Annotated in this window: 13 protein-coding genes; all 13 read right to left on the bottom strand. The window is 36.7% G+C overall.

The features are described 5' to 3' along the window. Window positions 1-255 precede the first annotated feature (255 nt). The 13 genes from SORDD05_RS02115 to SORDD05_RS02170 all read right to left on the bottom strand — a co-directional run bounded on the left by SORDD05_RS02115 (window position 256) and on the right by SORDD05_RS02170 (window position 13,172). Window positions 256-567, bottom strand: coding sequence for a hypothetical protein (locus SORDD05_RS02115; protein WP_061416886.1), 312 nt, complete (start codon window positions 565-567; stop codon window positions 256-258). Between the two features lie 144 nt (window positions 568-711). Further along, window positions 712-2,505 carry a KAP family P-loop NTPase fold protein gene (locus tag SORDD05_RS02120; protein WP_061416887.1) on the bottom strand — a complete coding sequence of 598 codons (1,794 nt, stop codon included), beginning with the start codon at window positions 2,503-2,505 and terminating at the stop codon, window positions 712-714. 243 nt (window positions 2,506-2,748) lie between these two features. Then, window positions 2,749-3,624 (bottom strand): DUF4300 family protein, encoded by an 876-nt coding sequence (locus SORDD05_RS02125; protein ID WP_061416888.1) that lies wholly within the window; start codon window positions 3,622-3,624, stop codon window positions 2,749-2,751. A 159-nt stretch (window positions 3,625-3,783) separates the two neighbouring features. After that, complete coding sequence (locus SORDD05_RS02130) at window positions 3,784-5,523, bottom strand: glycoside hydrolase family 13 protein (RefSeq protein ID WP_061416889.1); 1,740 nt, start codon at window positions 5,521-5,523, stop codon at window positions 3,784-3,786. 175 nt (window positions 5,524-5,698) lie between these two features. Next, window positions 5,699-6,190: a hypothetical protein gene (locus SORDD05_RS02135; protein ID WP_061416890.1), complete on the bottom strand. Its 492-nt coding sequence runs from the start codon at window positions 6,188-6,190 to the stop codon at window positions 5,699-5,701. A gap of 63 nt (window positions 6,191-6,253) precedes the next feature. Then, on the bottom strand, window positions 6,254-7,135 hold the full coding sequence (locus SORDD05_RS02140; RefSeq protein ID WP_061416891.1) for a diacylglycerol/lipid kinase family protein: 882 nt from the start codon (window positions 7,133-7,135) through the stop codon (window positions 6,254-6,256). A 163-nt stretch (window positions 7,136-7,298) separates the two neighbouring features. Beyond that, on the bottom strand, window positions 7,299-7,925 hold the full coding sequence (locus SORDD05_RS02145) for an SAP domain-containing protein (RefSeq protein WP_061416892.1): 627 nt from the start codon (window positions 7,923-7,925) through the stop codon (window positions 7,299-7,301). Between the two features lie 104 nt (window positions 7,926-8,029). Beyond that, window positions 8,030-8,158, bottom strand: coding sequence for an ADP-ribosylglycohydrolase (locus tag SORDD05_RS09770; protein WP_080937013.1), 129 nt, complete (start codon window positions 8,156-8,158; stop codon window positions 8,030-8,032). 11 nt (window positions 8,159-8,169) lie between these two features. After that, window positions 8,170-8,976: an alpha/beta hydrolase gene (locus SORDD05_RS02150; RefSeq protein WP_061416893.1), complete on the bottom strand. Its 807-nt coding sequence runs from the start codon at window positions 8,974-8,976 to the stop codon at window positions 8,170-8,172. Between the two features lie 126 nt (window positions 8,977-9,102). Beyond that, entirely contained in the window at window positions 9,103-10,461 is a 1,359-nt protein-coding gene (gene rlmD, locus SORDD05_RS02155; RefSeq protein ID WP_061416894.1) for a 23S rRNA (uracil(1939)-C(5))-methyltransferase RlmD, read from the bottom strand. A 73-nt stretch (window positions 10,462-10,534) separates the two neighbouring features. Further along, complete coding sequence (locus tag SORDD05_RS02160) at window positions 10,535-11,509, bottom strand: DUF1002 domain-containing protein (RefSeq protein WP_061416895.1); 975 nt, start codon at window positions 11,507-11,509, stop codon at window positions 10,535-10,537. Between the two features lie 86 nt (window positions 11,510-11,595). Beyond that, window positions 11,596-12,198, bottom strand: a complete 603-nt coding sequence (locus tag SORDD05_RS02165; protein ID WP_061416896.1) for a lysozyme family protein — start codon at window positions 12,196-12,198, stop codon at window positions 11,596-11,598. Continuing rightward, window positions 12,198-13,172 (bottom strand): nucleoid-associated protein, encoded by a 975-nt coding sequence (locus SORDD05_RS02170; RefSeq protein WP_061416897.1) that lies wholly within the window; start codon window positions 13,170-13,172, stop codon window positions 12,198-12,200. The genes SORDD05_RS02165 and SORDD05_RS02170 overlap by 1 nt, the downstream gene beginning before the upstream one ends.

Consider the following 13,172-nt stretch of genomic DNA (forward strand, 5'->3'; position numbering starts at 1 on the left):
TGGCTTTTCAACCACGCTTCGGCATTCAACCCTGCCTGTCCGTAGGCATTTTTTACTCGGGTTTATATTTGCTAGAAAACATCTTCTCATTTTCTAAGCCTTATAACTATATCATGTTTACAAGAGCTTGTAAAGTACTTTTTTTGAATTTACTTAAATTTTGTTCGTAAATAGTTGAATTGCTACCAAAAAGTTCATGTTCAACGAACTGAAAACGATTATAAAAGGAACTAATTTTTTTAGTTCCTTTCAAGATTATTTAATCTTATGCTTATCCATTTTTTCCTGGAAAATATCTGTAATGATTTTGCGCAATTCTTCTCTTTCCTTCTCAGGAATCTCACCACTTCTCTTGGCAACTGCATAGAGCTCTGGATGTTCGATAGAAATACGCTTTATTGTCCGAGTCGTTGCATGCTTTCGCACGAAAAAGGGAATGCGTTTGATCCATTCCTGAGGCACTAAGGCAAGGATTTTCGCAGCGGTTTCCTTATCGCTAATTTCAGATGTTGTCAGTCCCTGCTTTATCATGTCCTGTTCTTTTTCAGTAAAATCTTTTAATTCCATTATCCCTCTCCTATCTAGAAATCACTCTATATTAAATTATATACCAATATTAGAGAAACTACAAATAATAAACTTTGTAAAATATGCGCAATGATGAGATTGCATTGCTTAGTCAACTAGTGAAATCAAAAAGCACTAAAAAAGTTAAAAATATTTTTTTGCATCCTCTAAGAGACTTGAAAAATCACTTAAAAAAGTTTTTTCAAATTCGTCATATTTTTGGAGATTCTGTCGTAACGTTTTAGCTTTAAAATGTTTATAGGTGTTTCTATTAATCTTTCCTACTAGTTTCTTATTAACATAGATTTGTATACCATCATTATTTATATTTCCATAAGTATCACCTGATATATAAATTGAGTTCGATTTATTATTTTGAGAGTAAATATTTAATCCTTGTCCTTTTCCTTGTGTTAATCGAACTATATTATATTCATTAGCTATCTTTATAAAATCTAATGAAATTGGCTTTTCGCGTTCTTCCTTCCTCTCTTTTCCAAAATACTCTGGTTTCGAAAGGTCGAAATGATTAGTATTAACCAGTGTATTAAATAATTTGCGAATAACGAATTGAACATCTTCATTCGGTGAATGATTTTGAGTTGAGGTTTTATTTATATCTATATCGAAGTTTCCGGTTGAAATTGTATTTGAAAAGCTCATTCTTTTCATCAAATTTTCTAACTCTTCAACTTCTAATTTATCAACATTATATTTAAGCAATAATTTTAAAGTATTAAAAAATTTTCTGAAAGATTCTAACTCTTTTTGATTTTTAAAACTAAAGATACCATAGCGAGACACAAGAGAATTATAATCGGCATCGTCAGGTATTTCAAATGAATTTTCAAGTAAATCAATGAGAAAATATTTGGTTTCTTCAGAATCTTCTGGACTATTGTTATATGAAGTCAATAAATAGTCATAAGCTTCATCAAATCGTAATTGAAAACATACTGTAGCTATGATTAGTAATTTGTCATCATTTTCTAACTCATTATTTGAATTTATAATATGCATTAAAAGGCTAACAGAATTGAATAATCTGTTAACACTGCGAGGATTATTTCCGATTGAGTCTCTAATTAATTGAGTTACATTCTGTGTAACGTCATCATTAAAATAAAAATTAATTTTTTTCAAAGAGACTTTAACAAAGTTCTCCATATGATAATTTGCAACAGGTACAGTAAAAGGCACTTGAATTATTTTCTCAAAAAAAGCTTTTCCTTTTTCGTTGTCCAAATCATCACCATACTTACTTTTTGTTCCTCTTAAAACAACATTATAATCAATAGCTAAAACAAAGACACAATTTCTGCAATCTAAGAAAAGTTTTAAAATTTCTAGGAATTCAATCGCTTTTTTTGGAACCAATCTGTCAAGGTCATCAATGAAAATTACTATCTTTTCATAATTATTTTCTTTAACAAAGTCATCAATGATACTTTGTAGATTTTGTTTCAGATTTTTTAAATTATTAGCTTTTTCCTCATTGCTTATTAATTTTAGAAGTTGATTATTAATTTTTTCAATGTTTAAGAGACCAAAATCTAGTTTTAGATATTCCATACTTTTTGTAATAACTGCCAAAGATTTTTTAAAGTTCTCTCTTTTATCTACATCAGTTACTTCTAATTCATCAATTAAATCTGTAATTAACGTGACTGCTAAATCCTTATCCATATCAAATTGTGAATATTGCCAAGTATTAAAAAATATTGTTTTAATTTTTCTTTTTGAATTACTTGACGATTTTTCTTTAAGTTTTTCTTCAACTTGATACATGATGCTGGTTTTTCCGGTTCCCCAATCGCCTTGAATAGCTAGTGTTAAAGGAGTTTCGCATCCAGTAATAAAATTTGATAACCCAAGAATGTATTTGTCAATCATAAATTCGTCTTTTACAGTTGGAATATCAGAAAATGAATTGTACATATAATTTCCTTTCAAAATATTTTATATAGAATATGCTAAATTAAGAATAACACTCAATTTATATTATGTTAATGACATTTAATATTGAGGTCTTAAAAAGCAATTGTTGTTGTAGATATGTCACAAAAAATTCTACTTCTCATCTTCTGTTGCTTCACAGACTAATGTTTACAGCCAAGAATTCGATAAGAATAAGAACTAAAACGCTATTACTGTCCCCATATTTCTTCTCCCTTGCCTACCTTAATAACCTTCAACCCACTTTTCATTATCCATGATGAAAGGCTTAGCTAGTCCGTCACCTGTGTAATCCGCATACTTGGTAGCCAAATATTTGTAACAATCTTCCTTACTCGCAAACTTAATAGCTTGATAAGGCTCTTCAAAAGTCAATTTCTCTACAAATAAAAAACCATCATCAGCTGGAACTAAAACACCAACATGCCCAACAAAAAGAAACTCTCCGTCCAAATTATCATGTAACACAACAGACAGCATTCGAGCCTTGTCATTAAATTGAAACTGGGAAAAGAATTTCTCCATCTTCTGCGCGTGAATTTTTACATCTGTCGTTGCTTCCGTCTCCACCCTAGAAAATAGAATATCAAACTCTTCCTTATCTTTCGCATCAAATAGCTTTCCCTTATCGATAGCGTCGTTATCCACGAAAAGAAGCTGATCATTCTTTTCAAGTTTTGGGATTGTGACTGAATTTTTTAAGAGCGCATAGCTATTGATACGACAGTTTGTCCCGACAAAATCACCCTTTTTTTGTTTCCAAAGATTACTGATTTTCTCTACATCGTATTCTGTTTTTGTAAAGGAAGTAAAATCACCACTTAAACCAGTGGAGCCGACAGTCGTATTATAGTCTGTAACAAGATTGAAAAATTCATCAACACTATTTGGACCCAAGTGAGCTGATAAGAGAGATTTGACCTCTTCGGTAATGACCTGATTGTTTAGATTGGTATATGAAGCCGTCCAAGGAACTTTATCTGAGCTGGTCTGTGTCTGATTTGTAGCTTCAGTCCTCGTATTATTTTGGTGACAAGCAGCCAATCCAAGTAATAAGGGTAAGCACAGTCCCAAGGCAACTACTTTTTTCGTTCGTTTCATGCAAATCTCCTTCTAGACTACAAGTCTCCATTTCTTTGTAAACACCATTCACTAATCACTTATGGAGTAATCTGGGACTTAGCTATATTATACTACATAAATAGGAAAAAGACTGGAACGAATGGTTGCCCATCATTACAGTCTTTTTGATTACATTTTTTATTCAATGACAAATCCTTTTGGCAAAATCACCAGTTGTTGCTCCAATTCTTGGCAATGACTTGCTAGTACTACAGAATCACTATCTACAAGATAATTTTCTGCTGATTGGTTAAAAATAGCTTGGATTTTTTGTCCATCATAATTCCATTCTAGAGCTAGCACATCAGGCTTGATTTCTTTCAGGCTATATGTTCCATGTTGGATAATGTCTGAAACACTCTTGCGAATCTGAATCAATTTCTTCATGAAATTAAGCATCTCGTTGCTTTCGGAAACACGTTCCCAAGGCATAGCACGACGACAATCTGGATCTGGCCCTCCGTCTAACTCTAACTCGGTTCCATAGTAGAAACACGGTGTTCCTCTTTGTAAAAAGAGGCAGGCTAGGGCAGACTTAACAAGTTGGCTATCTCCCTTGGCAGTAGCCAAAATGCGCTCCGTATCATGCGAATCCAAGAGATTGAACATCACTTCCGAAATTTGCTGTCTATAATACATAGACTGACCATTAATCTCATCAATGAATTGACTGGTCTTCTTTACCCCACGCAAGAAATAATCCTTGATACTGTCAGAGAGAGGATAGTTCATGACCGCGTGGAACTCATCACCATTTAGCCAAGGCTGAGACGTGTGCCAGACTTCTCCAAGAATATAAAGGTCAGGCTTTTTAGCCAAGACAGCCTTGCGGAAATCTCTCCAAAATTGGTGGTCCACCTCATTTGCCACATCCAAGCGCCAAGCATCGATATCAAACTCTTCAATCCAGTAGGTCGCAACGCTCAACAAATAGTCTCTCACTTGAGGATTTGCCGTATTGAGCTTAGGCATATAGCTCTCAAAGGCAAAGGTATGGTAGGATAATTCTCTTTTATTAACGAGATTTTCTTTAACGACTGGAAAGTCTTGAATATGGAACCAGTCTTTATAAACAGAATTTTCACCGTATTTGAGAATATCCTGCCACTGTGGAGCTTGGTCTCCGATATGGTTGAAAACAGCGTCCAGCATGATTTTCATGCCTCTCTGATGGGCTTGATCTACCAATTTACGGAAGGTTTCCTTGTCTCCAAAATGACGGTCGATTTCGAAATAGTCCGTCGTATTGTACTTGTGATTGCTTGGGGATTCAAAAATCGGACAGAGATAAAGACCTGTAATACCTAAGTCTTGCAAGTAATCCAGATGGTCAATAATCCCCTGTAAATCCCCACCAAAGAAATCGCTCGTCTTTGGTTTGATAGAGGAATCCCAAGCTAGCACCCCTTCTGGAGAAATCACAGGATTCCCATTAGCAAAGCGTTCTGGGAAAATCTGGTACCATACCGTATCTGCTACCCAGTCAGGAACATGGCAAGCATCAATCTCATGGATATAAGGAATTTTAAATCCATTTCCTTCATAATGAAGATTTTCTAGCGTGTTTTCAACACAACCCTTATCGCCATATAAGATCATCTGACCTTGCTTATCCTTGAGTTCAAAGAGATACTGGAGTCGTGCATAGCCAACTGTAATCTCCACTTGCCAGTAATCAAACAAAGCATCAGAAGTTACTTTACTCATCTCCTTACTATCTTCATAACGGTCCTCTATAAAAATAAAAGGATCTCCATAATGCAAGTTGATACTTGCGATATCTCCTCTTTTCGTTCGAATGCGAATGTGCATTGTCTTATCTTTATAAAGATAAGCATACTCCGACTCTGGTCTGTGGTAAATGGCTGTTAATTCCATAACATTTTCTCCTAAACTATCTGTAATCATTTCAACGCAAACGTTTTCATTGCTAGTGAATCTAGTATACTATTTTCGTATTTTATTTGCAAGGCTTGTCCGTAGTTTCAAGCGGTTTGTTTCTATAAATAAAAAAGCAGCCAGTCATACAACTTACTACTTTTCATATGATAATTTACAAATGTCTTTCCAGCCACTCAATTTTTTTAAAATCCTTATTGTTATTGTGGTTATTTCGATAGGAATCTTGGGAAGAAGCCTTGTAAATACTTAAAAATTGTTCCAAACTTGGAACGCGAAAAGTGATGTTTTCGTGATGAATCAGCTCTATATCCGATTCCGAAACTCCTGCAAAATCAGGTAAAGAATCGATACTTCCAAACTCAACACTCAGGCCATCCTTTTGGAATTCATGCTCATGAATATCTATTAAGCCATAGCCTAAGTGTTTCATCACTTTCATTATCTTGTCCCAGTCATAAATTCTGAGATGATCAGGTGCTTCCCAACCTCTAGGGTCGCCAGGCACATGAATGTCAATGTCAGACGGCCCCCATTCTTCATTTGAACGGTATTCAAACCCCAAAGACCCCATGAGCGTCGGAGTGATTCCGACTTGGTTTAAATGAGAACAAATTGTTCGAAATTCATCAAATAGAGAATTCATTCCTCCTCCAATCGTTGATATAGAACTTAATTTCGTTGTAAATAATAAAGTAATTTTTACCTTCTACTCTTTCGGCTTTGAAAATACTTCTACTCGCTGAGCTAGGACTTTGATTTCTACAGGTAGGTTGTCCGATTTATCGCCGTCAACATCTGACTCCAATTCACTATCTGAAGAGATCTTAATATTACGCGCTCTGATATACTCGATATTATCATTGCCGACAACATCTCCTTTTAGTAAATCAGGAATGACAGATAATTTAGAGAATATAGAAGCATCTTTTAGAATCAAAATATTAGCATATCCGTCTTTGTTTTCTTCAAAGATTTTTTTGTCAGCGAAGTAATTTGTCAAGAGAACCAAAACATGACTAGCTTCACCGACATAATTTCCATTTTCTGTCTCAACCTTAATGTTAAAGACCTGATCTGTCATGACAGACTTCATGGTATTTACAGCATAGGCTAAAATACCGAATTTTGTCTTGTCCTCGATTTCAACATTGTGAATCGCCTCAGGCAGAGAACCGATACTAAAGATATAACCAAAATAGTTATCATTCGCTTTACCGATATCAATCTTGTTGGTTAAGTTAAAATCGAGTTCATCAATCGCGCCATCGATGTCTTGATTGATTTCCAAAAGTTTCGTAATGAGGTTACCCGTACCGCCAGGGATAATCCCTAACTTAGGAATGTAGTCTCTCTCAGCAATACCAGAAATGACTTCATTAACTGTCCCATCTCCACCGAACACAACCACTGCATCGTACTTCTCACGTGAAGCCTCCTCAGCAAAATGTGTCGCATCTAAAGCTTTTTCAGTAATTTTGGTTTCCACGTGCTCAAAATAATCTTTGGCTTTATTCTCCAGTTTGACCTTATAATCCAAAGCCTTTTCCCCACCAGAGGTAGGGTTGATAATTACCATTGCTTTTTTCATTGATTTTCTCCTTAATTTTTAAATAGAAATATTAGCGTAGCTACATTTATCATTACATATAATGCTATTATATAATGAAAACTCAGAAAAAAGAACTTTGACGTACTGGGCATTAATGTATAATAGCTAGTTTAAAATTCAGATTATCAAAAGCAAGTCACTTCTATTTAACTACCTCGCCATACTCTTTTATTTTATCAGCATATTCGGTCAAAAGATTCTTTGAATAAATTTTTTCATTACTTGAATTTCTAACTTCTTTCCAAAGAACAGATGCCACTTTTAACTTGTTTGAGTAGTTACGACTATTTTCATCTTCACAAAAGTCCTTTAAAAACTGATTCCATTGACAAACCGAATGGTCATACTTAGCATAATCTGAATTTCCATAATAAACTTTTAGCATATCTTGGATTGTAAAACTCAAATCATTTTCTCTTTTTACTTTTCTCCAAGAAGTCGCCATATCGGCAGTAAATTTAAAGGGCGAAACACCTGTTAAAGTTGAGAAATATTCTCTAAAGTGTGCATTAAAGGAGAATCCACATTCAAGTAAGGGCGTATCTAAGGTAACAATTTCTACTCGTTTCTTTTTTCTTTTTATTGATGATTTTTTAATCAAATTCCCCTTAAAGTACTGCTCAATAATATGATTGAGTTCTTGTTTAATACCTCTATATTCAAGTCCTAATGACTTGCATATCTGTGAAAGTTCATCTCGATACCAATAGTATTTATTGAACTCATCAAAGGACGTGATTGTATCAAACTCAGGTCTGCTCTCTATCAATATTTCTCCTCCTTAAAACCAATTTAGGTTGTCATCTCAAAATAATGGAGTTTTAGTTTCATTATTTTGAGGAATAGTTCCGTTTCTCTAACAAGCTCATACACTCAGCGGTTCGGACTTACCGTATCATCTGTGAAAAAACAATCCTCACGAAATAAAGGAAAATCCTTCGTTTTAATATTGTTCCATTCATAAACTGAACCCACAATATCTCCCACAATTGCTCCTAGCATCAGATTCCTCCTTATGATATATCAGATTCATTACAAATTTCCAATGAATCGCTCTTTAAAAATGGCCCCACCAAATTAATCCACTCTTGAGGCAGGTAAGCTGATAAATAACCGTGGTTATACCCCTTTGCTTCATACAAAATTGTATTTGAATGTAGCTGATGAAATAATTTCGCTGATTCTTTCACACAGTTCAATTCTTTTTCACCATAGATATACAGAACCTGAGCCTTGCTAGCAGAAATCATATCTTTCAGCTTGTAACATCCCATATAGTTTTTGTAAATTGTCACCAATGTTTTGACAGGCGTCCTTGGCAAATCTTCCAAATAATAAGCTTTTATTTCCTCTGGATAAGCCAGTTTAGGATAGAGTTTGTTCATCATGCTTAACTGAAGTTTGCAAGAGAATTTATTGAACATCAGTTTACCAAATAGAGACACTAGAAAGATGCTGATTTTAGCTAAACTTGGTTGAGGAATACAGAGGCTTCCATCTATGATGGCCTTCTCAGCAATTTCACTGTCTAAAGACAAAAGCTCCATGGCAATTTGACCACCAAGTGAAACACCACCGATTGCAAACAATTTCCCACCACAGTTTGCTTTGATATAGTCTAGAATCTCCAAAGCAGAATCTTCAGTAGAAACATAATCAAGTTGATATTCCTCGCCGTGGCCATTCAAAGTGGGTAGAATAATACGGTATTCTTTTGACAAGATTCGTGCTTGACGAAGATAATTCCACCAAGAACTGCCACCACCATGTATCAGTAAAATAGGAGGCAAATTCTTATCACCAAATTCATGGAATTTCATGTTTAAACTCCTCACTGTAGGACTTTCACTAGCTACACCCATGTTTAATCAGCTTGTACAAGCAGTGATACCGCCTCCGCATGATGCGTCTGCGGGACTCAAAATGTTCAGTGAACCTTTTGAGGATTAGCCACGTTTCACTAACAAACTTACACACTCGACATGGTGCGTTTGCGGAAACAAGTCCACTGGTTGTACTTTCTTCAGTTCATATCCTAACTCTTGATAGAGTTTGATGTCACGCGCCATGGTTGCGACATTGCAGGAAATATAGGCAATGCGGTCTGCTCCTGTTTGAGCGCTTGCTTTGATAAAGCTCTCGGTCAAGCCCTTGCGTGGTGGGTCAACCAAGATGACGGTTGGTTGGATACCTTCCTTGAGCCAGTTCTTCATGGCATTTTCAGCTGTGTCACAGACATAGTGAGCATTTGTAATATTGTTTAATGCAGCATTCTTTTTGCTATTCTCAACCGCTTCTGGAATCACTTCAACACCGTAGACTTCCTTAACATGTTTCGCAACAGATAGGCCAATCGTCCCAATCCCCGAATAGGCATCGATCACCACATCATCTTCTCTTAACTCCGCAAAGTCAATGGCTGTTTGATAGAGTTTTTCAGCCATTTCTGTATTGACCTGATAGAAGGCTGGTCCAGATATTTGGAAGTCATTTCCCAGCATCTGATCAGTAATGTAGTCTTGACCATAAAGAGTCTTCCACTCCTTGCCAAAAATCGCATTGGTATTTCGGTCGTTGATATTTTGCATGACAGAGACAATCTCTGGGAACTGCTTGATGACTTGTTCAATCAATTGGTCAACTCGGAAAACTTTAGGACGAGTGGTTACCAAAATAACCATGATTTGTCCTGAATAGTGGCCTCGTCGCACCACAAGGTTCCGAATCAAGCCAGACTGTTCCTTTTCGTCATAAGGTTTTAAATCAAAACGACGGAGCAGGTCTCGAAGGGCTACTACAACTTGGTCAATCACCGGATCTTGGATAAAGAAATCTTCTAGAGGCATGAGATCATGAGAATTCTTACGGAAAAAGCCAGTTTCCAAGACACCATTCACTCGACGAACAGGCACCTGCGCCTTATTGCGATACTTGACTGGATGTTCCATACCAAGCGTTTCAGCAACCTCTACATCTGTAATACCAGCAATCTTGTAGAGACTGTCTTTGACTTGCTTAGTTTTAAACTTAAGCTGCTCTGGATATGCAAGATGCCCCAAGTCAGCAATACCTGAGCGTAGATAAGCAAGGTCAAGGTCTTGGTTACGATGTGGAGAATGTGTAAGGTATTCTTCAACCTTCCCAAAGCCAATCTTTTTATTGACTTTAAGGACTCGCATGAGGATTTTCTCAGTTGGTAGAGCATTTTCTACAAAGAAAACCAAACCTTCTATCTTGGCGACCCCAGCCCCTTCATGGGTCAAATCAACAATTTCAACTTCTACAATATCATTTTTCTTTAACATATTTTTCACTTTCTATCGGCCGACAAAAAAGACGGCAACATTTCTGTTACCATCTATTATATCATGAAATGACCTAAGCACCAAAACTCTTGAAGAAGTTGACAATAGCTTGCCATAGGGAGGTAAAAAAGTTGCCCCCGTCTTCTAGTGCTTTATTGGCATCAAAGTTGAGGTTGATATTTTTAAAGCTATCTCCAGCTTGGGATACAATACTTTCCTTGAGGTCATTTAGGGTTTTAGTGAAATCAGTATTGTTCAAAATGTCACTCTTTGAGAGGTTGAGCGCAAAATTGATGATGATATTGACCTGGTTTCCTGTTATAACCTGATCGAGTTTGTAGTTTTTTAGTGTGTCTTCAACAATTTTGCGGACATCTTCTTCTGTCAGATTGCCTTTGGCTTCTTTTGCTTTTGCGATTCCTGTCTTGATATCTGCCAAGGCGACATTGAGTTTATTGGCATCGTAGCCTGATTTATCCTTGTTTTCAGCATTGATATCTGATAAGGCTTTTAGCTCTTCTTGGGCCAAGGCTTTATTTGATTGCGGTACTTTAGCACCATTAGCTTCTAACGAGTAGTAAATACCTGCTAGGGCGCTCTCTCCTGTAACTGGAATAGGAGCTGCAACTGTGATTTTGGCATGCTCCACTCCCAGCGTCACTGCTGCGTTGCGGTACATATCCTGCGTCACCTTGGTGATATTTTCAGGCGTTTCAATCTTGACCTCTAGAGGCGACTTGTCCCCCAGCTTTTGAATCTTGGCTGACGAATAGAGCTGTAGACTAGCATCATTAGCCACATTCATGATTTTCGAGTAGATATCTGGTGTCATAGTTTTGATATCTTTGGTGTCTTTTGATGCATTATAGCCAAGTTTGCTAAGAGTTTGATTTTTCTGGTCTTCAGATAGAGAAGAACCTAGGACATATTCGGGTTGTACATAGGTTTCATCGATTACTTTTTGAACATCTGTTGCTGCGTGGACACTCGTCATAGCTGTTGCGGCCCACAATACTGCAGCACTTGTTAGAAAGAATTTCTTTCTCATGGGATATTCCCTCCTTTACCTTTCTAGGGTAATAAAACAATCTTAAAGAAAACTTATAGCGAAAAACACCTAGCAAAACCAGATGTTTAGAAGAAATTAAAGAATTTCATGATATAAAGGTTGAATTGTACCTGTCTAGAATAGTAATAGTTTCCACCATTTACATAGAGTTCAGCTCCGTGGAAGATAGAAATCGGGTTGATATAGGTGTAGGTTTTCCCAGTGGTATTTCCAAGAATTGGAGCGACGGTTTCACGAGAATATTGTTTGGCCAAGGCAAGAGTGTTTTCCTTACCATTTTGAGCGATAAAATCGATATAAGCGGGGCCAAAATTATAGGCTTGCACGGCTGTCCAGACATCAACGCCCTTTTCCTGAGCTAGGTAGAGATTATCAGTCAATGCCTGAATCCCCTGACGAATGCTCGTCACATTGTCATTGATAGTATTTGTGGTACCGCTAGCAGACTCGCTAGACTGCATGACATCGCCTTCTTTTCCCTTCGTTTCGGTATAAATCATGGCGAGCACAAGCTCTTCATTGGCTGGAGTATCTCTTTCACTGAGGATTTCTCGAACCATGGGTTGGTAGGTCATGACTTGCTTCACATCTTGATGGATATGATAGACTTTATAGACAGCGAAAAGGAAGACTGCTAGCACTAGCACTCTTCGTAGTAATTTAAACATTATTTACTTTGAATATCCTCGATATTTTTGATTAAGATAGAATAGGTTCCATTGTCATTTTGGATAAACTCGACCGATTCTGCATCTTGGTAAACATTATTTGGAACGATAAGTTCGATTCCGTTTGACAAGGAAAGTTTTTGGTTTTCAAATTTCTTGAGCTGACGACTGGCATCAATTTCATCGAACTGGACTGGTTCTGGTACAGCTTCTTTGACTTGGTCAATAAAGCTCAAACGAGCTGTCAGATTGTTATCAAAAAGGTCGTTAGCCAATTTCTCAGGAGACAGTTCATTGCTTTCTTCAAGATTGTTGAAAATCGCTGATTTAACCTTGGATTGAAATTGAAAATCATCTGTGTTAAAGGACTCTGCGATTCTCTGGGCTGTTTTTTCCAGTTCCTTGATGGATTTTTTTGGTGAAATCTTAGGTGCAACGCTTAAGAGATTATCTGAAAAATAATTCAAGAAAGTTCCATTATACTTGATTCGTTTTTCGATGAGATGGTACTTGCGACTTTGAAGATTGACCACCAAAGCCTCATCAGCTCCCGTTCCAAATCCAGGCAGGTTATTCTGAGTCAGCTTGATTGGATTATCAACTTCCCCACCGAGGTGGGTCAAGGTCTCACGTAGAGCAATTCGCAAGAAAGCGAAATGTTCTACGCCTTCTTTAGAAAACTGAACAAAAACCAAGTCATTGGTCTTGAGATTTTCAGAAATGCTAAACTCCTCTTTCCAAAGATTAGCCAGTGTTACTGATGTCTCCAACAAATCATCCGTGATGTGATTGAAGAAGGGATTTTCTTCTTCGAAAATCCCAGTCTTGGCTTCATCTGAATACACACGTTCGATTTTTTTGCGCAAGTATTCTTCGATTTTTGGAGTGATATTGAGAAATTTATCCGCTAGAAACAGCTCGGTATCATCTGGGCTGAACTGATGGATAATAGCTTTCTTAATATAAATGTCCAT

The sequence above is a fragment of the Streptococcus oralis genome, assembly GCF_001578705.1.
Lineage (GTDB): Bacteria > Bacillota > Bacilli > Lactobacillales > Streptococcaceae > Streptococcus > Streptococcus oralis_J.

Coding starts and splice junctions, on each gene's coding strand:
- SORDD05_RS02115 (WP_061416886.1), bottom strand. CDS start 567: ATGGAATTAAAAGATTTTACTGAAAAAGAACAGGACATGATAAAGCAG.
- SORDD05_RS02120 (WP_061416887.1), bottom strand. CDS start 2,505: ATGTACAATTCATTTTCTGATATTCCAACTGTAAAAGACGAATTTATG.
- SORDD05_RS02125 (WP_061416888.1), bottom strand. CDS start 3,624: ATGAAACGAACGAAAAAAGTAGTTGCCTTGGGACTGTGCTTACCCTTA.
- SORDD05_RS02130 (WP_061416889.1), bottom strand. CDS start 5,523: ATGGAATTAACAGCCATTTACCACAGACCAGAGTCGGAGTATGCTTAT.
- SORDD05_RS02135 (WP_061416890.1), bottom strand. CDS start 6,190: ATGAATTCTCTATTTGATGAATTTCGAACAATTTGTTCTCATTTAAAC.
- SORDD05_RS02140 (WP_061416891.1), bottom strand. CDS start 7,135: ATGAAAAAAGCAATGGTAATTATCAACCCTACCTCTGGTGGGGAAAAG.
- SORDD05_RS09770 (WP_080937013.1), bottom strand. CDS start 8,158: ATGCTAGGAGCAATTGTGGGAGATATTGTGGGTTCAGTTTATGAATGG.
- SORDD05_RS02150 (WP_061416893.1), bottom strand. CDS start 8,976: ATGAAATTCCATGAATTTGGTGATAAGAATTTGCCTCCTATTTTACTG.
- rlmD (WP_061416894.1), bottom strand. CDS start 10,461: ATGTTAAAGAAAAATGATATTGTAGAAGTTGAAATTGTTGATTTGACC.
- SORDD05_RS02160 (WP_061416895.1), bottom strand. CDS start 11,509: ATGAGAAAGAAATTCTTTCTAACAAGTGCTGCAGTATTGTGGGCCGCA.
- SORDD05_RS02165 (WP_061416896.1), bottom strand. CDS start 12,198: ATGTTTAAATTACTACGAAGAGTGCTAGTGCTAGCAGTCTTCCTTTTC.
- SORDD05_RS02170 (WP_061416897.1), bottom strand. CDS start 13,172: ATGGACATTTATATTAAGAAAGCTATTATCCATCAGTTCAGCCCAGAT.